Source organism: Streptomyces sp. KR55, assembly GCF_052245645.1.
Lineage (GTDB): Bacteria > Actinomycetota > Actinomycetes > Streptomycetales > Streptomycetaceae > Streptomyces > Streptomyces flavusporus.
This window is the reverse complement of the sequence record NZ_JBQQCE010000012.1, coordinates 13,742-33,179: the sequence shown is the minus strand read 5'-3', so window position 1 is coordinate 33,179 and position 19,438 is coordinate 13,742. Positions and strand designations below refer to the sequence as shown.

Sequence of the window (19,438 nt, the reverse complement as noted above, 5' to 3'; positions counted from 1 at the left end):
CCGGCATTAGCGGCGAGCGGCGAACGCGGCCTCGATCTCGGTGCGGGAGCTACCGGCGGCCAGGTGGGCGCTGAGCAGGAGGCGGGCCTTGAACGAGTCAAGGGCGCCGGCGCCGATCAGGCCTCGGGCGAGCAGGTCGCTCTCAGAGCCGGGGAAGGCGTAGGTACTTGCAAGTACCGGACCGGTCCCGATACGGGAGGCAAGGACGACGGGCATGGTGGCGGCCAACGCTTCGAGGCGGTCGCACCAGGAGGCCGGGACGTGGCCGACGCCGAAAGCGGCGATGACGAACCCTTCGACTTTGTCCTGGAGCGCATCGAGAACAACGCCGTCGCTGCCGAGGGTGGCGGTGACCACCTCAACGCGCGGGTACCCGCGGTGAGGGAAGGGCACAGCCTGGTAGCGCTTCGCCTGGCTGCGAATGCGGGGAGCGCCCTCCACAACTTGCCCGATGGGACCGGTGCCCGGAGACGCGAACGCGGCAACACTGGTGGTGTGCATCTTGCGCACCTGCCCGGCGGCATGGATGTCGTCACCCAGGACCACCAGCACACCAAGACCGCGCGCTTCCGGAGCCACGGCTGTCTGTACGGCGGCGAGGAGGTTCGCCGGGCCGTCGGCGCCCGGCAGACTCGGGTTGCGCATGGCGCCGGTGAAGACGACGGGGACGCTGCCCTGGTGGTACAGGTCCGTCAGGAAGGCAGTCTCCTCAAGGGTGTCGGTGCCCTGCGTGACCACGACACCCTGGACACCGTCGGCTTCCGCCTTGGTGATGTGATCGACGAGGGCCACGATGTCCCCGGGGGTCAGCGAGGCGCCCGGAAGCTGGCGGAAGTCCTCGACGGTGATTCTTGCCGCGCTGCTCAACTCCGGCACTGCGGCGATCAGGTCGGCCCCCGTCAGGCTCGGCTTCACGCCACCCTTCTCAGATCCGCTGCGGGTCATGGCGATGGTTCCGCCGAGGGTGATCACTTCGACGGTGCCGTTCGGCCTGGGCGAGGAAGAGGACACGGGCTGCCTTTCAGGGTCGAGGCGCGGGAAGCGAGCTGCACGCCGGGTCCAGAGGCCGGGTGCGAACGTGCCGAGGAACGATAAGGCATCGTCGACGCCCTCGACGGTCAGCAGACGGCTCCGGGACCGGACGAGACCGGCGACGCTCCGCTCCCCCAGGTCCCGGCATCTTGTGGTGACCCAGGTCCAGTCGATGTCCAGGAAGTCGGCCAGCTGTTCCAGCCGGTTCTTCGGGTCAGAGCCGGTAAGAACGTTTGCGTGCTCGGCGTCGCCGAATGCGGTCAAGGACGTACAGACGATGGTCATGCGGGCGTTCTTCGACTCCCATGAGGAAACCTCGGCGGGCAGGCCGTAAGAACTGCTCCAGACCAGGTCCTCCATCATGGTCGAGAACCTGGACGTCCCCGATCCCTCCGTCGTGCAGGGCCGTCATGATGTGTACGGCCGCAGCAGTGCCATCCAGGGAATCCCGCCCGGCCAACTCCCACATGCCGGCCGCCCCCGTCACGGGCACGACGAGGCGGGACGTGGAGGGCCAGCGGTCGGCTATCACCGCCGCAGCCTCATGGGGAGGTTGGCGAAGTTCGGCGGGGGTGCGGACGGGGCTGAACAGGTCGTCGACCGAGTCCCCGAACAGGTGCTGCAGGACTTGGGCTGCTTCTGTCCTCGGCCGTCCGTACCAGGTTCCGGAGGCCCAACGGTCGAATGTAGTGCGCCCAACGCTCGCAGTGGCGAGGCGCCGTCGCTCGGTCCTCTCGGCCAACTCCCGTGCCGCCGCGCTGAAGTGGACGCAGAACTCTTCCCAGCTGTCCCAACCATGCTCCTTGAGCCGAACGTGGAACAACGCGGGGCGGCGCATGGCCGCCGTGGCGGAGCAGGGGCCGACACTCGGTCAGCGCCTGGCGCAGTCGGGCGGCGGGGTCGCCGCCTATGCCCGGCGCCTCGTACGCACCCTCGACTCCCTGTGCGAGCACTACGAAAAGCTGGGCGGCGCGGAGATCTGCCCAGCCTGCGACAAGCAGATCAGGTGCGAGAAGCCCTCCGCGCTGAGCGACTACCTCAGTCCCTCAGGCGCTACAGCGAGATCGACACGTATCCACACCCATTGCGCCAACACGGTACGCCGCCAGTGACGAGCGTCAGCCCACCCGTGAAGAGCCTCCACCCCCCTGTCCTGCGGACCGCAGCGCGGGAGGCAGAGGGCCGGAGACGGAGCGGGCCACCGTACGCGCTCCGAGAGCGAGACCACCCATGCCCGACCCGTCATCCGACGCAACCGCACCGCCTGACAGCGCGCCTGCAGACGACGGCCTGCTGGGAGCCGCCGGGTACAGGCAACTCCACCAATGGGCGTCACCTGCCACAGCGCGGGCTCGCGCCGCCGAACTCGTGACGATCCACCGTCTCTGCGTGAGGTCGTACGCAACCCCCATGCCGATGAGGAGTGGGCTCAGACTCTCGTCCGGGCTCCCCGCCTGGTCAACGCCGTCCGAGACTTGATCGGCCCCGACATCGCGGTCGAGAACACCTTCCTCGTCGTCAAATGGCCCGGCCGCGACTTCGAGGTGCCCTGGCACCAGGACGGCATCAACGACCGACTGGAGCTGGATCCCTTCCACGCGGTGGCCGTCTGGATCGCGCTCACCGATGCCGACGTGACGACTGGCTGCCTGCACGTCGTGCCCGGCTCGCAGCGCGCCGGCTACCTCCCGTACGAACGGGAGGTCGCAACCGGCGCGGCTCGCGGCCGCGCTCTCGGCACGCGCGTCTCCCCCGACACCCGCGGCATGCCCGTACCGGTCGCCGCCGGGAGCGGAGTCCTCATGGACACCCGCCTGGTGCATTGCTCCCACTCCAACCGGGGCACGGGCGCCCGCTTCGGTCTGAGCATCCGCTACGTGGCGCCCGGCGGCATCCGCCGGCGCGACGGCTCAAGCTCCAGCCTCCACCCGATCACGGGCACTGGCTGGTAACTCCCGAAGAGCGAGAGGAGAGCACCACCATGACCATCCTCAACGAGTTCCTGGATCAGGACGCTCCCACGCGGGTCCGCGTCCTTACCGGAGAGGACGCCGACGGTGACCGCCGTGGCGACAAACAGGTGATCGCCCGCAGCGACTGCACGTACTACTGCCCCGACGAGGCGACGGCCCGCCGGTGCATCGAGTCACTGAGGGAGTCCGACGAGCGGCTCCGCTCCCGCCCGGACGAGCTGATGCTCTGGGACTGGGAGTGCGCCTACTTCGACCCGAGAAGGACAACCCCAACGGCGGCGGCACCGTGATCCTCGGCGTGGCCTGGTACGACCGCGGCCTGCGCGAAGATCCCCGCGCCGTGCACCGCGATCGCTGCTCCCGTGGCGGGATGCGCGTGGAGCAAAGACCGGACCCGCAGCCGCACTGCTTCTGCCGACGGCACCGACTCAGCCGCAACTGGTCGCGCGGACCGTCCCAGGACCGCGAGCACCGCGGCGGACACGGCGAAGGTGGCCGCATCCAGCCAGAACAACGCGGCCTGCGGAATGAGCACGAGCAGAGCACCGGCCGCACCAGGGCCCGCCACCCGGGCGATCCGTCCCGTCAGGTCCATCAGCCCGTTGACGGCCTGCACCTCGTCCGAGCGGACCAAGTCCGGGACCAGCGCCCCCAGATTCGGATCGAACACTGCCCCGGCCAGGCCCAAGGCCGCAGCCAGCACGAGCATGCCCGGTGTTCCGAACGCGCTCCAGGCCCACGGCAGCAGCGCCACCAGGACCACCCGCACCGCATCGACGGCAGCCACCCCCGCGGGCGGCACTCCGTCGTCGACGACGGTGACCACCAGGCTCGTTGCGAGGTCGGCGGTCACCTGGACGCGAGCGGCTCGGCCGTGGTCCACGGCCCGCTCGACGGCCTCCGCGACGAGGAGATATACGTGCGTCTCGACCAGCCGGGGCAGCCGTTCGGTCAGGGTGCTCGAGACGGTCATCGGCACCGGACAGCGCCGGGCGAGGGCGGTGAGCGCCGCGGGCAGCCCTCCGACGCGCAGGGCCCCGGGGCACAGGGCGTCGGTGACCTCCCGGACGCCGGCCAGGACCTCCTCGGTGTCGCGTGCCGCGCTGTGCAGCAGGTCGATTGCCTGCGCAGGGGGCCGAGCACAGCTCCTCCCGCGCCATGTTCAGCCCGAGCAGGGCTCTGACCATGCGTTCCTGGACTTCGTGCTGGAGGGTCCTGGCGTAGTGGCGCTCTCGTTCCGCCTGCCGGTGCGCGAGGAGCCGGAACGGCGGTCCCGCGTCCCGGGGCCCACGACCGTCGGGGACCAGCTCGGCGACGAGGGGCCGGAAGACGTACAGGGCCGCGCCGCCCGGCCGGGGCAGCGGCACCCGGGTCCACTCGACCGGCAGAAGCGAACCGTCGACACGTGTGAGCGTGCCCTCGCCCCGCGCGGTGCCGGTCGGCCCGGCGAGTGCGGGCTCCGGTGCCCCGGGCACGGTGGCGAGGCGACCGTCGTGGCCCAGCAGGTCGGACGGACGTATCCGATCATCTCGGCAGCCACGGGGTTCGCGTAGCTCACCATGTGATCGGAGTCCACGGCCCAGACCGGCTGCCGTATGACGTCAAAAACGCTTCCCCATCCATCGGCGATCGACGTCATCGCCTCGCGGACCGGGGCGGAAGGCGATGTCCCGGTTGGACAGGACATGTTGGCCTGGGCGGAAGGCGATGTCCCGGCCGGACAGGACGCGTTGGCCGAGGTGAACGGTGATGTCCGGGCCGGAGACGACGCGTTGGCCGGGGCCGTCATCGCCCGTCGGTTCGACCGGTTGACGCAGCACGCCAGGGAACTGGTGCTGACCGGCTCCGTGCTGGGCGACAGCCTCGGTGTCCGGCACCTGTCCCGGATGCTGGGGCGCAGGGAGTCGGTCCTGCTGCGCCCACTGCGCAAGGTGCTGGCGACGGGGCTGATGTGGGCCGAGCAGGAGCGCCTCACCTTCGCGCACCCGTCGGTGCGTGACGCCGTCGCCGCCACGCTGCCCCCGCCCGTACGGCTGTCCATGCCCCGGCGTTCGGTCGGCCTACGGCTCGTGGAGGGGCATGCCCACGGCGGCGCTCGCGGCCGAGATCGCCGAGCTGGCCGAGCCCGGCGACGAGCGCGCAATCCGCGTCCTGGAGGCGGCCGCCCGGGAGGTCACACCCCTCGCGCTGACGTCGGGCGTCGCGCATCTGCGCCGTGCGATGGAACTGGCCCTGCCCGCCACGCCCCGGCGGATGCGGCTGGCGGCGCGGCTGGTCCCGCTGCTGTGGGAGACCGGCGAACCCGAGGAGGCCCGCACCCTGGCCCGCGAAGTGGTGCGGACACCGCCGGACGCGGTCACCCACGCCCAGATGCCTGGAACTGGCCCGGATGGGCAGCCTGTTCCCGGTGCCCCAGGCCGAGGCGCATCTGCGCCGTGCCCTGCACCACCATGACGTCCCGCTGTCGGTGAAGGACCAGCTCCTGCCGACAACACTGCTGAACCGTTTGCTGGCGGGCGAGACCGACGAGGCCGGCGGGACCGTCGCCGGGACCCTGATGCGCACTCGGAGAACACATCCGCTGAGCGACCTGACGCAGCGCATCCTCAGGTCGATGAGCGCCTGCCACCGGCAGCGCTGGGGCGAGGCCCTCAGGCACAGCGAGCCGGTGCCGGCGAAGGCCGCCGAGCTGAACCCGGCGTACGGCCCCACACTGCCCGAAGTCATCCTGTCGACTGCCTGGAGAGCCGCGCTGCTGGGCCTGGCCGGCGACGGTCAGGCTAGGATGCCGCCATGAGCCAACCACTGCGGGCGGTGCTCGGTGAAGACCAGCCGTTCATGCGCGAAGGCATCGCGGCCATCCTGCGCAAGGCCGGCATCGACGTGGTCGAGGCCGCCGACAACGCGGTGGACCTCGTCCGCGCAGCCGAGGAGCACCGCCCCGACGTGGTGATCACCGACATCCGGATGCCGCCGGAACTGGAGGCCGACGGCCTGCGGGCCGCGCAGAAGATCCGCGCGGCGCGGCCGGAGACCGCCGTCATCGTCCTCTCCCAGTTCCTGGACGCCTCCTACGCGCTCGACCTGGTCGGGGACGACCCGAGCGGGGTGGACTATCTCCTCAAGGAGAAGGTGGCCAGCCCGCAGATCCTCATCGACGCCGTCGAGCGGGTCCTGGCCCGCGACTCGGCCCTCGATCCGGACGTGATCGCGGCGCTACTGGGGCGCAAGCGTCCGGAGGACCCGCTGGCCGCGCTGACGCCGAAGGAGCGGGAGGTCCTGGCGCTGATGGCAGAGGCCACTCCAACACGGGGATCTCTGAGCAGCTCTTCGTGAGCGTCGCCGTCGTGGAGCGGCACGTGACCGGGATCTTCATGAAGCTGGGGCTCAGCCAGGCGGCAACCGGACAGCACCGACGGGTACTTGCGGTGCTGCGCTACCTCGGACAGTAGCGACGCGGGCAGGGGCAAGAGGGCCACTGCCCAGGGGGCTTCCGTCAGGAGGCGGAAGGTGCGAACAGGCCCCGCAGGTCGGCGTCGAACAGCTTGTCCTTGGCGACGAAGGACTTGATTCCCGCTCTCTCCAACTCCTCCTGCGACCAGAACGACTTGTCGGTGGAGGTCAGCACGATCCGCGGCGGGTTGTCCTCTTCGGTCAGCCGACGCGCCACGGTCAGTCCGTCCAGATCGGGCAGGTGCAGATCGAGCAGCAGCCCGTCGGGGTGGTGTGCCCGCACCGCGGCCAGGGCCGAGGCGCCGTCCTGGGACTCCGCCACGACACGCAGGCCCCGTGCCGTCAGCAGCGTCGTGGCGATGCGGCGGAACCCAGGGTCGTCGTCTACGACGACGATGTTGATGGACATGGTCTCAGCATGCCGAACGCTCTCGCGGCCGGACCATAGGGGGAGCCCTACGGTTTGTGTATCACTCATGCAGGGGGGATCCCACACGCACCCTCGGGCCCTGGCTCGGCCGACCGCCCTCCCGGAGCCACTGGTCGGCGGCTCGCTCGATCAGCGCGCGGGTGCGCGGCGGCAACTCCTCGCGCAGCGAGATCACCGTGCTGGTGCGCACGACGTCGGGCACGGCGAGGAGTTCCCCGGAGATGCGGTGCAGATCCGCGATGTCCCGGGCCACGATCTTCAGCAGCAGGTCGACCTCGCCCGTGGTGGAGCGCATCTCGACGACCTCGGGGAACGCCGCGAGGGCGACGAGACCGTGGCCAAGAGCTCCTGGATCGAGTCGACGCTCGCCAACGCGGCGCCGCTCGCCGACGAGGTCCGGGCGCACGCCTCCTTCGAGCTGCTGCACGAGCCGATGCTGTCGACCGTCTGCTACCGGCACGTCGTGCCCGGCGTGGGAAGCCCTACGTCCTCCTCGCCGACGAGCGGCGCGTCGAGCAAGGCCTCCGCGCCTCCCGGCAGGCACGGCACTGCCCCGACGAAGGGCACGACCGGGGCCAAGACGACTGCTCCAGAAGCGGCGCCGGGGGTGAACGGTTCAGCCACGCGTCACGCTCGGGATGTTCACGGACGGAACCATGCGCGCACTGGGCATGTGCGTTCAGCTCGCGAGCTCTTCGGCCTCCGACGGGACGGACCTCGAACTGGCGGACTGCAATGGCTGTTCCGCACAGCGGTTCGTGCTGAACTCCAGCCACGATCTGGTCAGCGGTCTCGCGGACAAGTGCGCGGATGTACGCGACAACGGAACGGCGAACGGCACCCGGCTCCAACTGTGGTCTTGCTCCGGCGGTCTCAACCACAAGTGGTCCACGGCCTGAGCTCCGGCGGGCCGTTGAGCGGCCCACCGGAGCCGACCGGTCAGCCGCCGATGCTGACCAGTGTGCCCGTGCCGTCCGGGTACCCGACGTACGCGGTGGCCGGAGCGGTCGTATTCACACCGGACCACTTGCCGGTGGCGGTGAACGGCACGCCCGGTTCGGTGGCGGGGCGCGTCGGGGACACGGTGAAGGTACCGGTCGTGGGGGCGTCCATCCCCACCAGGTTCGACTGGAGGGTGAACTTCGTGGAGGAAGTGCCCTCCAGGTAGTCGAAGGCGAAGACGGACGCGAGGTACTTGCCAGGGGGCAGGGACGACAGGCTGACGCGCCCCTGGTGCGCGTACGCGCTCAGGTCGCCCATCATCTGCCCGGGCCGCCCGTCCGTCGGTGCCGTCCAGATCAGCAGGGCCACCTTCGCGTCGGGGTTGTCCGTCGTGACGAAGAACTCGCCCGCCTTGCCGCCCTCGGGCACCGTGAACGCGAAGTCCTGCTCACCGTCCGCCGCGGCGGAGACCTCCCCCTGCACCGGCCGGCCCGCGACCGGGGCGTAGCCGGTGAGTGTCACCTTCTCGGTTCCCGGGGTCAGGGAGTAAGAGACGCCGCCCTCGCTCCCGGTGCCGACGACCCGGTCGGGGGCCAGCAGCGCGTACGGGGTCACCGCGATCGGGCTGCGGACCGTGACCTGTCCGCTCCTGGTCCAGGTCAGGAACCCCGTGACCGGCGTGCCGGAGACCGCGGTGGTGCGCGTCAGCTTGATGCTCACCTTCGCGGTCTGGCCGGCGCGGGTGAAGCGCAGCGTGGCGGGTGTGACCTCGGCGCGGAAGCCGGGCAGCTTCACCGAGGCCCGGTACACGCCCGGGCGAACCGCGGTCAGCGTACGGGTGACGGTGCGTGAGCCGAGCAACTTGCCCACGGAGATGGACGGGTAGTTGAGGTTGCTGGGATCGATGGGATCGGTACCGGTCCCGGTGTCGATGCCGAGGCCTTCCTCATATCCGAGCCAGTCGGTGTTCGACGCGTCGTACACCAGGCCGGGGTTGAGCATGGCGGCCGGATCGACCTCACCGGATCCCTGCTCGTACGGGTCGGTGTTCGCACCGCCGGACGCGGTCTTGGTGTCCACGGCGGTCGTCATCATGGCGGACTTCACCGCCATCGGGGACCACGTGGGGTGGACGCCGAAGTAGAGGGCCGCAAGACCGGATATCTGGGGGGCGGCCATCGACGTGCCCGACAGGAAGTCGAAGTCGTGACCGAGGTTGCTGGGCGGCGCGACGGCGGCGAGCACGCCTACGCCGGGGGCGGCGATGTCCGGCTTGATCAGCGCGCCCTGGTTCACGGTCGAGGGGCCGCGGGAGGAGAAGGGCGCGATCTGCGGGTACGGCGCCCCAGAGGAACCGCCTGGCTGGAGCGTCACGGTGGCGCCCGGCGTGGCCGCGTAGTCGCGGACCGTCATGGCTCCCGGGACGTTCAGATGTACGGTGGGCACGGTGTGGATGTCCGCGTCGGTGTCCAGGTCGGTGGTGTTGACCAGGACCATGCCGACGCCGCCCGCCCGTGCCACCTCGGCGGACTTGCTGACCCGGGCGGTGACGCCGCGGTCGCACACCACCACTTTCCCGGCCGTCTTCGCCGGGTCGAGAGAGCCGTCCCGGCACAGCCCTGCCGCCTCGTCCCCGGCCTCGGGGGTCTTCACGTCACCGGCCCGGACCAGCGGCTTCGGCCCGAGCACCGCGCTCACGGTGGTGCTGCCACCGACGAACGTCCGGCCGTCGCCCAGCTTCACGGTGGCCTCGGGGAGCGCCAGCGTGCTCGCCGCGACCGTGGTGGTCCAGGGCGCCGTGTTGTCCAGGGTCCGAGCGTCGGGCCCCTGGTTGCCCGCGGCCGTGGAGACGAAGACCCCCGCCTGGGCCGCGGCCCGGAAGGCCTGCTGGATGGGCGCATCGAGCTGCGACTCCACCAGGCCGCCGGCCGAGAAGTTGATGACGTCCACGCCGTCGGCCACCGCCTGGTCGATCGCCGCGACGATGTCGGAGTCGTAGCCGCCGGAGTCCTGTTCGTCCTTGCCCGTCCACAGCGCCTTGTACGCCGATACGACGGCGCCCGGCGCCACTCCGGAGATCTTCCCGATGTCATGCCCGTCCACGGTCACATGGACGTTCGCGTCGCCCGCCGCGGTGGACGCGGTGTGAGTGCCGTGGCCCCCGCCGTCCCGCGGCGACACGTAGTCGTTGCGCTTCTCCGGAGGCGTCGCGGCCAGCCAGCCGTCGCCGAAGTACCGCGCGCCGACGAGCTTGGTGTTGCAGGCGGCTTCGGTGAACTCCTCACCGGTCTGGCAGTGGCCGCTGAAGGTGCCTCCGTCGGCCTTCTTCATCTTGATCTCGTCGCCCTTGAGAAACGGGCGGTAGGGATCCTTGGACGTGGGGGGCTCGGTGTCAAGGGCGGGCCCGGCGAACGACGCGCTCTCGGGCCAGATGCCGGTGTCGATGACGCCGACCACCACACCCTTTCCGGACTTCGCGGTGCCTCCGAGCTTCGACCACAGGCCGTGCCGTCCCGACAGGCCCAGGAAGTCGGTCGACCTGGAGTCGTCCGTCACCTTGTTCCACCCGTCCGGGCTGACCTTGAGCACACCCGGCTGCCGACTCAGTCTCGCGGCCTGAACAGCCGTCAGGTTCGCCGTGAAACCGTTGGTCACCGTCGTGTAGCGGTTGCGTATCCCGGCCCCGGCCGAGGCGGCGACCTTGTTCTGCCGGCCCTTGAGGTAGTCCCGGTAGCGGTGCGCGTCGCCACTGTTGGGGTCGGCTTTCCCGCCCGGCTCCGGCGCGGTGGCGGCCAGGCCGGCCACGCCACCTTCGTAGAGCGCGACAGGCGCGTCCCTCAAGGTGACGATGTAACGGCCGGCCGGGAGGTGCCCGGACAAGGGGGTGGGGGTCCCCGGGCTGCCTGTGGCCTGCGCCGGTGTGCCGGAACAGACGGTGGCGAGGGAGACAGCGAGAGCCGCCGCACCCGATGCGAGTGTCTTTCTTCGAAGCGTGGAACTCACACGTTCCTCCTGAGGGAGTGAGCCGGAAGGTGTATCAAGCACCTTCGAGTGGTGCTACGCGTGCGGGGCCAAGGAGTGCGACGACAACAGAGCAACGGAGGTGGCAACGTCGTCGCGGCGAAGAAAGTGAACGCTGTTCCTCGGAGAGGTGTCCAGACAGTTCGATGGCGGGTTTGGACGGATGACCAACTGCGCCATGACCGGCGGGCAATACCTGGGCCGCTCCGCAATCACCCAGCCGAGATACATGTGAGTGGTGGGCCCCGAGCCGTCATCCATGCGGGACGTGCGACGGCTGAACCGAAGCCTCCAGCGAACGCGGCGGGCGCGGCATCGACAGGAACAGTGCTTTCGGCGACCGTATCCGGATTGGTTCAGACGAGCCCGGCGATGACGTCGGCCAACCGGTCGGGCATCGACAGGAACGGTGCGTGTGCGGACTCCAGCGTGACCACGTGGGTCCTGTTGTGCGGGAAGGCGCTGTCGGCCTGGGTGATGAACAGGCGCTGGAGGGCCACAGGGATGGTGTTGTCCTGGGTGCACAGCACGTAGGTACGCGGGACCGATCCCCAGCGCTGCGCGGTGAGTGTGATGGGCTGTGTGGCCATGGCGGTCGGTGACTCGCAGCCGAGGAGAGCGATCGCCGCGTCCGCGACGTCCTGGTCGACACCGCCGTAGAACGCGCTGCGGATAGCAGGCCGGAGGTCGTCGGCCGTGGTGTCGACACGCAGTGCGCCGACTGCGGCGGGATCGGCAGCGAGCAGACCCAGCGGCTCCTGCCCTTCAGCCTCCGGCAGTGATGGATAGGTGATGCAAGGGGTGTCGGAAGCGGGCATGTATGCGGTCACGTAGACCAGATGCCCGAAGAGCTCGGGGTGGCGTTCGGCAGCCAGGGTCAGCGAGCGCCGTCCATGCTGTGAGCGACCGCGGTGACTGGTTCGCCACGGCCCGCCCGCCGGGCCTGCTCGGCGAGCACCGTGGCCGCCGTGTCGAGGTCGACGTCCGCGATCGGGGACTTCTCGGACGAGAAGTCCGATGGGACATGAGGACGTCTGGTGCTCGCGGCCAGCCGTCTGGCCTTCAGACCGTGGCCCGGCATGTCGACGGCCACCGACGCCACACCCCGCGCGGCGGGATCGAGCGACACCTCGCTCCAGCACCAGGCGCCGTGAAAGAACCCGTGAACCAGCAGAACAGAACCCTTGAGTACAGCCATGATCGACCCCTGCGAAAGGTGTGATCCTAACTTCTCGTCACTGGCCTTCGATAGGGGCGACCGCGAGGCACACCGAGAAGAGCGGCGCGGTGCCGACGCCGGATCAAGGCCGGGGTCGAGTTCCTCGGATGGTATTCGGCCGACGGCATGTGGCTTGGCCTCACCTGCCACCCGAGCGTGTCCGAGTACAGGTGCCTCCAACCCATGATCGCCCAGGCATCCGAGTCGGGGATGACGTGGTGGATCTCCATGGCGCACTCAGTGCGCTCGCGGAGCGCGGTCCGCGGCGGGCCGGCTGCGAAGGAGGACCCATGCTGTTCGGCGGACTCCTCAGCGAGGCCCTGGCAGCCCGCAAGAGCAAGGCCCGGGGCGTGCGGTCCACTCATACCGCTGTCTGATCAGCGGCCCGTAGCTGGGCAATTGCCCAGTCCAAGGCCGCTTCCAAGTGCGTGATCTGCCCGGTGGAGAGCAGGAGCGCCACTCCCCCCTGCAATCCGGCCAGCAACGCGGCGGCGGCTGTGTCCACATCGAACGCGTCCGGCAGTCGGCCACTGTTCTGGAGCGCCCGCATTCCGTCGGCGATGTGGTTCTGCCACGTCCGCATCAATTCACTGACAACTGCCTGGGTGCCTTGTGAGGCGAAGCCGACCTGTTTGAGCAGTGCTCCGAGGGAACACGTATCGCCCTGCTCCGCATACCGTTCGACGACCGTGTCCCGCCACTGGTACCAGGCCTCCCAGGTATCCAGTTGGCCCAGGTACGGCTGCTGATCGTCCAGGACCCGGTCCGCCTCATAGTGGGCGACCGCGAGCAGGAGCTCCTCCCTGCCCCCGGGAAAGTAGTGGAACAGCTGGCTCTTGCTCGCGTGGGTCCGTTCCCGGATGTCGTCCAGTGTTGCTGTGAGGCCTGTCTCCCGTAGGACTTCGGCAGCCCCGACCACGATTCGAGTGCGCGTGGCCCGTCCCTTGGGTGTCAGAACGTGTGCCATATCACTGTTTCCCTTCACCGCACCAGTGCGCTCCATTCTAGGAGCGGTGGGACACCGGTCGGGACGGCGCGGAGGAGGGTTGCGGGGGGCCTTGCACGGCGTGGTGTGCTTCACATGTGATGCCATGCCGGAATGCCACTCGCGTCCTCGCTTCATCGCATGTGAAGGTCGACCGAGGTGGAGGACCGCCACACGAAGCAGCGGCTGAGGAAAGCGCAGGCGGTGGTCGCTCTCGCTCACCAGCCCGCGCTCCACGACCTCGTCCAGACCGGCCCGCGCCGCGACTTCGCTCCCCAGCACACGCGTGCTCGCGCCGAGAACGTCCTGTGCCACCGGCGACATGCTCAACGCCGCGGTGAGCAGTACACCGCGCGCGTGTGCCGACAGGCCCTCCAGGTTCTCCGCATACGCCTCGGCCAGGCGCGGTGTCGCCGGCAGCATGCCGAGGCCGGCGGCGTCCAGGAGAGCGCTGCCGTTCAGCGACAGCTCGGTGAGCGCGAGCGGGTTTCCTCGCGCCACAGTGAGGACGAGTTCCCTTCCGGCGTGGGCCGTGGCGTGCCCGGAACGTTCGACGAGCGCGCGGGCCTCCTGGTCGGAGAGCGGCTCCAGCGTGACGGCGAGCGCGTCCATCACGAGCCGTTCCTCGGGTCCCCCCCGCTCGGCTACGACCATGCCCACCTCTGTCTCGCCGCAGAGCCGGGCCATCTCGCGTACGGTGTCCCGGCTCGCGGCATCAAGCCGGTCGAGGTCGTCCACGCACACGAAGACCGGCCCAGGTGTCACCGATAGCAGGCGCAGCGCGACCGCGGCCAGGTCTTCGGGTGCCGACCCGACGGCGCCCGTGAACGCCTCTTCCAGCATCGCGCGTTCCGCGGCCGGCAAATCGGTGAGCCGGGCCAGACGGGGGTGGAGCAACGCGTGCAGCGCGGCATGCCGCACTCCTCGCTCGGTCGGAGCCCAGGCAGTGGACAGCACGGGCATGCCCCGCCGCGCCGCTTCCGATTCCGCGAACCGTAGGACGGCCGTCTTGCCGATACCCTCGGCCCCGCTCAGGTGAAGGACGCGCCCGCCGCCGGACAGGCCGGCCAGCAGCGTGGCCACCAGCTCCTGTTCGTGCTCGCGGCCGACCAGGGACATGCCGTCCGACCACACATGTGCGCTCACCTTGTGCCCTCCCCGAGGCCCCTCCAACCAGCAGCGGGTGTGTCCACCAGACGAGGTGCGTTCGCGAAGGACCGATCCGAGCGGCACGGGGGATTGCCCCGGCCCGGATGTGTCTCACCCAAGCGCCGGCACACGACAGCGGTTGCACTCCGCCCGACGCTGAAAAAGATAACGGACATTTTAACACCCGACTTCGTCTCCACCGGGTGGCTGCGAGGCCGGCCGGGCTCACCGACGGGCCTCAGCCGTGCGTACTCCCTGCAGCGGGACCGCTGTCCGGAGCGGCCTCGGCATAAAGACCGCGGATGCTGACGTCCGCTCCGTGCTTGAGGCGGCGGAAAACCCAGTCGATCGGGTGGCACTCGCGTGTGTCGGGGAGTTCCATGACCAGGGGGACGGTGTGCTGAGGGTCCGGCGTGAGGCGCCAGACCGTGCGTGACGCGTCAGTATTTCGCCGACGTAACAGCCGAAGGCGACGAGGGAGTCGGCCATCTCCTGGCCAGTGGCACCGTCGGTCCGGAAGCCGTCGACTATGTCCTCCACCAGGCCGATGCTCCCGGGGCTGTAGTCCAGCTCGGCGTCACTGATGTCGGCCGCGGCCTCGACGATGGCAGCTGCGTGGAGAGGCGCGCTGTCGGGCTCCAGGGGGTAGTTCAAATGCAGCTGCATGTTTGTCCTCGGACCGTTGCCGTCGATGCCGTCGAGGCTAGCCGGAGAACATCCGCCAGGCATGCCCCTGAGCATAAGCATTTGGCACTGACCTGCCCCGACCAACAGACACCATACGGCCACGGTGCGCACATGCTTCGCGCCCTTCGGCCAGGAGATGTTTCTCTCTCCGACCACTGCAGTCGGCAGTCAGTCGACTCTGCACGCGCTGAAGACTCCGAGAAAGGGGCCCACGGTATGGCACGTCCTCGTGCGTTCGACACCGACCTGGCACTGAAAAGGGCCATGGAGCTGTTCTGGAAGCAGGGGTACAGCGCCACGCCACTGCCGCATCTGACAGCCCGGCTGGGAATCGGCGGTGGCAGCCTGTACGCGGCGTTCGGTTCCAAGGAGGGCCTGATATGCACAGGCCCTGAAACGCTACTGCGACGGGCTCGTCGCGGATCTCGAGGGGCAGATGGATTTCGACCCCGACATTCGCACGACGCTGCGCAGTGTGCTGCTCGCGCTGGCCCTGGCCGACGTGTCGGACCCTGAACGCGGCTGTCTGCTGGTCAACGCGACGACAGAGCGCGCCGCCCACGGCAGCACGGTCGAACAGGTGAGGTCGACCATGGCCGCCGTGGAGTCCGTGCTGACCGGGGCGTTGGAACGCGCTCGGGCGCGGGGCGACCTGGGCACCGCACAGAGCCCGGTGGAACTGGCCCGCTTCCTGACCACGTTCATTCAGGGCCTGCATGTCATGGGCAACGCACGCGCGGACCGGTCGTTCCTGGAGTCGGCCGCGTCCACGGCCCTGAAGGTCCTGGACTGAGGCAGCGCGTGGGTCGGGCCCGGCTCGCCGCTGGAGGAAAGGGGAGTCCTAGTAGTTGGTCACCAGGGGCTTCGTCTCGTCGACCACGTACGTGGAGAGCATCATCGTGGTCACCGTGCCGACGTTGCGAGCGTTGTGGATGACACCGTTCGGGATGAAGAACGGGTCACCCGTGCGCAGCCGGAGCGGCGGCCGGTCGTCGAACTCCATCAGGACGTCGCCGCGGACGATGTATCCGACCTCGACACCGGGATGGCTGTGACGGCCCGACTCCTTGTGCCGGGGAATCTGCACGAGCGTCTGCACGGCTTCCCAGCCCTCGGCGGGCGAGGGGTGTTCCTGAAGCAGGGTGCGTGTGACACCTGCAGTCGGATCGGAGTCCGCAGCTGCGGCGGTCGACGACAGAGCGGCTACGCCGAGCGCGCCGGCCGCCGCGGCACCGCTGGTACGGAGAAGAGAGCGGCGATCGATCATCACAGGTCCTTTCGATCGGTAGGCATCGAAGCCGACCAGGCAGGCAGAAAGTTCTTCCAACACAAAACAACCATGTGTCTCAGTAGACACACAAGGGCGTAAGTCGGCCAACCTGAATACGTGTGCACACATGTCGAAGGCCGGCGCCGGGGACCGGCCTCCCCTCGCCGCGGTTGCGCCTGTCGGCCGTCCGCCTGGACCCGGACGAGTTCCGCGTCTGTGTGTCCCGCGCCAGGAACCTGGCGACACAGAGAGATCCGCAGCGGGCGGTGGCGGTGCTGCGTCAGAGGCTCGCGCTGTGGCCCGGCGAGTCCCTGGGAAGGTGTCGACGCGCCGTTCGCCGTCCAGCACCGGGCCATGCTGGAGGAACTGCGGCTGGCGGCCCTGGAGGCGCGCCTGGCCCTGGAGGTGTGTCCTCCTGTGCGCACCGCGAGACCGCTGTGGAGCTGTCCGTCCTGATGGACCGCCATCCGCTGTGGCAGCGGCTGCGCGAGCTGTTCATGCTGGCGCTGTACCGGTCCGGGCGGCGGACCGAGGCGATGGGAGGCGCACGACGCCGGGCCGGCTGCTCGCCGCCGAGATCGCTGATGATCTTCGGCAGCGCGTTGGTGACGACGGTCGAGGACAGGATGGCGGCGAAGAGGCCGAGCAGCACTCCGGACAGGGCGCGCATGATCTGCACGTGTGTCATCGGCGCGTGGGCGGCTTCTCCTCCGTGGTGGGCGTGTGCCCGCACACCTGCTCTTGGGGTGGTTGTCATGAGGTTTCTTTCCTTACGTGGTGACAGCGGGTGTACGGGAGGAGTGGCCGTCCTCGGGCGGCTCGGCGTACGAGTCCTGTTCGGTCCACAGGTCGTCGAAGCTCGCCCGGAGCCGGGACAGGAGCCACGTCAGCCGACGGACGTCCTCGTCGCTCCAGTCGCTCAGCCGCCGGGCGAGCAACTGGGTGGTGCGTTCGGACAGTTCGGCGAGCCGGGTCCGGCCCTCGGGGGTCAGGCGCAGGATGCGCGAGCGCCGGTCCGCGGGATCGGGGCTGCGGTCGATCCAGCCCTGCGCGGCCAGGTGCGCGACGTGGCGGCTGGTGACCGACATGTCGACGGCGAGCAGCTCCGCGAGCCTGCCGATGCGCATGTCGCCGTCGCGGGCGAGCAGCGCCAGCACCATGGCGGATCCGCTGGAGGAGCCGTTCGGAAGGGCCCGGTCCAGCTGCCGTCGCACGGAGCCGACGGCGCTCAGCTGGCGCATCAGCTCCTCGTACTGAGCGTTCTCGGACACATGTTCCTCCAATATCATCACCCAGGGCAACCATGAGGTTGCTCGGTTGCCTTGTGCAAGTGTTTCAGGTGTGCGTCACATACGCTCGCTGAGATATGTGTTTCGGCCTCGGCCGGTCAGTGCAGGATCCGGCGGGCGACATTGGTGGTCACCAGGTCGAGCAGTTCCTCGCCCCGGCCGGACAGGATGGTGCGGATCGCGTAGAGGGTAAAGCCCTTGGCCTGCTCCCCGGTGACCGCGGGAGGCACGGAGAGCTCCTGACGTGCCGTCATTACCTCGACCAGCGCCGGGCCCTCGTGGGCGAAGGCCCCCTTCAGGGCGTCCTCCAGGTCGCCGGGCCGCTCGACCCGACGGGTCCACAGCCCGATCGCGGCGGCGACCTCGGCGAGCTGCGGATTGTCCAGCTCGGTCGCGTAGTTGACGATGCCGGCCGCCTTCATCTCCAGCTCGACGAAGTTCAGCGAGCCGTTGTTGAAGACGACGATCTTGGCGGGCAGGCGGTTCTGCCGGAGGGTGAACAGCTCTCCGAGCAACATGGTGAGCCCGCCGTCGCCCGACAGCGAGACCACCTGACGGCCCGGGTACGCCGCCTGCGCGCCCACGGCGTGCGGCAGCGCGCAGGCCATGGAGCCGTGGTTGAACGAACCGAGCAGCCGCCGGTGCCCGTTGAAGGTCAGATAGCGGGCCGCCCACACCACCGGGGAGCCGACGTCGACGGTGAAGACGGCGTCCCGGTCCGCGAGCCGGTCGATGGTGCGCGCCACGAACTGCGGGTGGATCGGGGTGCGTTCGCGGTCGTTGACGGCGAGCGCGTCCAGCGGCTTTCGGGTGCGGGCGTAGTGGGCGAGGGCCTGGTCGAGATGGTCACGGTGGGTCTTGACGGTCAGCAGCGGCAGCAGCGCGGGCAGGGTGTCGCGCACACTGCCGACCAGGGGCAGGTCGACATGGGTGCGGCGGCCGATCTGCTCACCGCGGATGTCGAGCTGGATCACCTTCGCGTCGCGCGGATAGAACTGCCGGTAGGGGAAGTCGGTGCCCAGCATGAGCAGGGTGTCGGCCCCCTCGATCGCCTTGTAGCCGGAGGCGAAGCCGAGCAGTCCGGTGAGCCCGACGTCGTACGGGTTGTCGTACTCCACGTACTCCTTGCCGCGCAGGGCGTGCACGACCGGGGCCTTGAGGATCTCGGCGAGCCGGACCAGGTCGTCGTGGGCACCGGCCGCGCCCGCACCCGCGAGGATCGTCACCCGCTGTGCGTCGTTCAGCAGCTCGGCGGCCTCGTTCAGGGCCTCGTCATCCGGGCGGACGACGGTCCGAGTCGGTCGTACGACCGTGGGGGCCAGGTCCCGGCCGGTCTTGGCGAGGAAGATCTCGCCGGGTACGACCACGACCGCCACTCCCCTGCGTTCGACGGCCGCCCGCATCGCCATCTCCAGGCTGCGCGGCCCGGACTCGGGGCTGGTGACCACCTCCGCGTAGACGCTGCACTCGGCGAACAGCTCCTGCGGGCGGGTCTCCTGGAAGTAGCCGGAGCCGATCTCACTGCCGGGGATCTGGGCGGCGATGGCGAGGACCGGCACACGGCTGCTGGGCGTCGAAGAGCCCGTTGATCAGGTGCAGGTTGCCCGGACCGCAGCTGCCGACGCACACATTGAGCTCGCCGGTCAGCCCGGCCTCGGCCGCCGCCGCGAACGCGGCGCTCTCCTCGTGCCGCACATGCACCCAGTCGACGCCGCCGTCCCGGTGTATGGCGTCCGTCAGACCGTTGAGCGAGTCACCGGGCAGGCCGTACAGACGGCGCACGCCGGAGGCCTTGAGCGAGGCGATGACGTGGTCGGCGAAGGTGGGCATGCGGGTTGCCTTTCGTCGGTCGTGAGCGCGTCCGGCGGGGCAGGGGCGCCGCCCGGATCACGGCTCGCCGCGTTTGATGAGCGCCTGATCAGTCTCCAGGAACGGACATTGCGTACACATCCGTCGAATGACTGCGTCATCGGCGCCGGGACACCTTC

Annotated in this window: 19 protein-coding genes and 5 pseudogenes; 11 read left to right on the top strand and 13 right to left on the bottom strand. The window is 69.5% G+C overall.

Annotation, left to right across the window (positions count from 1 at the left end; all coding sequences use genetic code 11):
- Window positions 1–6: 6 nt before the first annotated feature.
- Window positions 7–1,395, bottom strand: coding sequence for an asparaginase (locus ACTWQJ_RS03285; protein WP_443305093.1), 1,389 nt, complete (start codon window positions 1,393–1,395; stop codon window positions 7–9).
- Between the two features lie 440 nt (window positions 1,396–1,835).
- Between ACTWQJ_RS03285 and ACTWQJ_RS03280 the strand changes: the two genes are divergently transcribed.
- From ACTWQJ_RS03280 to ACTWQJ_RS03270, 3 genes are all read left to right on the top strand, one after another.
- Window positions 1,836–2,144 carry a hypothetical protein gene (locus ACTWQJ_RS03280; RefSeq protein WP_443305092.1) on the top strand — a complete coding sequence of 103 codons (309 nt, stop codon included), beginning with the start codon at window positions 1,836–1,838 and terminating at the stop codon, window positions 2,142–2,144.
- 213 nt (window positions 2,145–2,357) lie between these two features.
- Window positions 2,358–2,984, top strand: coding sequence for a phytanoyl-CoA dioxygenase family protein (locus ACTWQJ_RS03275; RefSeq protein ID WP_443305091.1), 627 nt, complete (start codon window positions 2,358–2,360; stop codon window positions 2,982–2,984).
- A 29-nt stretch (window positions 2,985–3,013) separates the two neighbouring features.
- On the top strand, window positions 3,014–3,295 hold the full coding sequence (locus ACTWQJ_RS03270; protein WP_443305090.1) for a hypothetical protein: 282 nt from the start codon (window positions 3,014–3,016) through the stop codon (window positions 3,293–3,295).
- Here the strand turns inward: ACTWQJ_RS03270 and ACTWQJ_RS03265 are convergent.
- A complete protein-coding gene (locus ACTWQJ_RS03265; protein ID WP_443305089.1) occupies window positions 3,250–3,978 on the bottom strand; it encodes an MFS transporter in 729 nt (242 codons plus the stop codon). The two genes, ACTWQJ_RS03270 and ACTWQJ_RS03265, sit on opposite strands and share 46 nt — an antisense overlap.
- A 229-nt stretch (window positions 3,979–4,207) precedes the next feature.
- Between ACTWQJ_RS03265 and ACTWQJ_RS03260 the strand changes: the two genes are divergently transcribed.
- The 4 genes and pseudogenes from ACTWQJ_RS03260 (at window position 4,208) to ACTWQJ_RS03245 (ending at window position 6,457) form a co-directional block, all read left to right on the top strand.
- Window positions 4,208–4,558: a hypothetical protein gene (locus ACTWQJ_RS03260; protein ID WP_443305088.1), complete on the top strand. Its 351-nt coding sequence runs from the start codon at window positions 4,208–4,210 to the stop codon at window positions 4,556–4,558.
- 526 nt (window positions 4,559–5,084) lie between these two features.
- A complete protein-coding gene (locus ACTWQJ_RS03255; RefSeq protein ID WP_443305087.1) occupies window positions 5,085–5,459 on the top strand; it encodes a hypothetical protein in 375 nt (124 codons plus the stop codon).
- Window positions 5,413–5,802 carry a hypothetical protein gene (locus ACTWQJ_RS03250; protein WP_443305086.1) on the top strand — a complete coding sequence of 130 codons (390 nt, stop codon included), beginning with the start codon at window positions 5,413–5,415 and terminating at the stop codon, window positions 5,800–5,802. The genes ACTWQJ_RS03255 and ACTWQJ_RS03250 overlap by 47 nt, the downstream gene beginning before the upstream one ends.
- A pseudogene (locus ACTWQJ_RS03245) lies at window positions 5,799–6,457 on the top strand (response regulator transcription factor). The gene ACTWQJ_RS03250 and the pseudogene ACTWQJ_RS03245 overlap by 4 nt, the downstream one beginning before the upstream one ends.
- 44 nt (window positions 6,458–6,501) lie before the next feature.
- On the opposite strand, the gene ACTWQJ_RS03240 reads toward ACTWQJ_RS03245, so the two are convergent.
- Together ACTWQJ_RS03240 and ACTWQJ_RS03235 are read right to left on the bottom strand one after the other, a co-directional pair.
- The gene (locus tag ACTWQJ_RS03240) at window positions 6,502–6,867 is read right to left on the bottom strand and encodes a response regulator (protein WP_443305085.1); all 366 of its coding nucleotides are present in this window, start codon (window positions 6,865–6,867) and stop codon (window positions 6,502–6,504) included.
- A gap of 61 nt (window positions 6,868–6,928) precedes the next feature.
- Window positions 6,929–7,315: an Lrp/AsnC ligand binding domain-containing protein gene (locus ACTWQJ_RS03235; RefSeq protein WP_443305084.1), complete on the bottom strand. Its 387-nt coding sequence runs from the start codon at window positions 7,313–7,315 to the stop codon at window positions 6,929–6,931.
- Window positions 7,316–7,544: 229 nt separating this feature from the next.
- On the opposite strand from ACTWQJ_RS03235, the gene ACTWQJ_RS03230 reads away from it, so the two are divergent.
- Window positions 7,545–7,787 (top strand): RICIN domain-containing protein, encoded by a 243-nt coding sequence (locus ACTWQJ_RS03230; protein ID WP_443305083.1) that lies wholly within the window; start codon window positions 7,545–7,547, stop codon window positions 7,785–7,787.
- 40 nt (window positions 7,788–7,827) lie between these two features.
- On the opposite strand, the gene ACTWQJ_RS03225 is transcribed toward ACTWQJ_RS03230, so the two are convergent.
- The 5 genes and pseudogenes from ACTWQJ_RS03225 to ACTWQJ_RS03205 form a co-directional block, all read right to left on the bottom strand.
- The gene (locus ACTWQJ_RS03225; RefSeq protein WP_443305082.1) at window positions 7,828–10,833 is read right to left on the bottom strand and encodes a S8 family serine peptidase; all 3,006 of its coding nucleotides are present in this window, start codon (window positions 10,831–10,833) and stop codon (window positions 7,828–7,830) included.
- 374 nt (window positions 10,834–11,207) lie between these two features.
- The gene (locus tag ACTWQJ_RS03220; protein ID WP_443305081.1) at window positions 11,208–11,669 is read right to left on the bottom strand and encodes an alpha/beta fold hydrolase; all 462 of its coding nucleotides are present in this window, start codon (window positions 11,667–11,669) and stop codon (window positions 11,208–11,210) included.
- A 59-nt stretch (window positions 11,670–11,728) separates the two neighbouring features.
- Window positions 11,729–12,049, bottom strand: a complete 321-nt coding sequence (locus ACTWQJ_RS03215; RefSeq protein ID WP_443305080.1) for an alpha/beta fold hydrolase — start codon at window positions 12,047–12,049, stop codon at window positions 11,729–11,731.
- Between the two features lie 382 nt (window positions 12,050–12,431).
- Window positions 12,432–13,037: a TetR/AcrR family transcriptional regulator gene (locus ACTWQJ_RS03210; RefSeq protein WP_385273102.1), complete on the bottom strand. Its 606-nt coding sequence runs from the start codon at window positions 13,035–13,037 to the stop codon at window positions 12,432–12,434.
- Between the two features lie 705 nt (window positions 13,038–13,742).
- Window positions 13,743–14,174, bottom strand: a pseudogene (locus tag ACTWQJ_RS03205) (ATP-binding protein); the annotation flags it as partial.
- Window positions 14,175–14,858: 684 nt separating this feature from the next.
- On the opposite strand from ACTWQJ_RS03205, the gene ACTWQJ_RS03200 reads away from it, so the two are divergent.
- Both ACTWQJ_RS03200 and ACTWQJ_RS03195 read left to right on the top strand, forming a co-directional pair.
- The gene (locus ACTWQJ_RS03200) at window positions 14,859–15,407 is read left to right on the top strand and encodes a helix-turn-helix domain-containing protein (RefSeq protein ID WP_443305108.1); all 549 of its coding nucleotides are present in this window, start codon (window positions 14,859–14,861) and stop codon (window positions 15,405–15,407) included.
- The gene (locus ACTWQJ_RS03195; protein ID WP_443305079.1) at window positions 15,328–15,684 is read left to right on the top strand and encodes a TetR family transcriptional regulator C-terminal domain-containing protein; all 357 of its coding nucleotides are present in this window, start codon (window positions 15,328–15,330) and stop codon (window positions 15,682–15,684) included. The genes ACTWQJ_RS03200 and ACTWQJ_RS03195 overlap by 80 nt, the downstream gene beginning before the upstream one ends.
- Window positions 15,685–15,732: 48 nt before the next feature.
- On the opposite strand, the gene ACTWQJ_RS03190 is transcribed toward ACTWQJ_RS03195, so the two are convergent.
- Window positions 15,733–16,158, bottom strand: coding sequence for a cupin domain-containing protein (locus tag ACTWQJ_RS03190; protein WP_385273042.1), 426 nt, complete (start codon window positions 16,156–16,158; stop codon window positions 15,733–15,735).
- 122 nt (window positions 16,159–16,280) lie between these two features.
- Between ACTWQJ_RS03190 and ACTWQJ_RS03185 the strand changes: the two are divergent.
- Window positions 16,281–16,688: pseudogene (locus ACTWQJ_RS03185) on the top strand (BTAD domain-containing putative transcriptional regulator); the annotation flags it as partial.
- A 29-nt stretch (window positions 16,689–16,717) separates the two neighbouring features.
- Here the strand turns inward: ACTWQJ_RS03185 and ACTWQJ_RS03180 are convergent.
- The 3 genes and pseudogenes from ACTWQJ_RS03180 to poxB form a co-directional block, all read right to left on the bottom strand.
- Window positions 16,718–16,918: pseudogene (locus ACTWQJ_RS03180) on the bottom strand (MFS transporter); the annotation flags it as partial.
- A 13-nt stretch (window positions 16,919–16,931) separates the two neighbouring features.
- The gene (locus tag ACTWQJ_RS03175) at window positions 16,932–17,432 is read right to left on the bottom strand and encodes a MarR family winged helix-turn-helix transcriptional regulator (RefSeq protein ID WP_443305078.1); all 501 of its coding nucleotides are present in this window, start codon (window positions 17,430–17,432) and stop codon (window positions 16,932–16,934) included.
- Between the two features lie 116 nt (window positions 17,433–17,548).
- Window positions 17,549–19,280: pseudogene (poxB, locus tag ACTWQJ_RS03170) on the bottom strand (ubiquinone-dependent pyruvate dehydrogenase).
- Window positions 19,281–19,438: the final 158 nt, after the last annotated feature.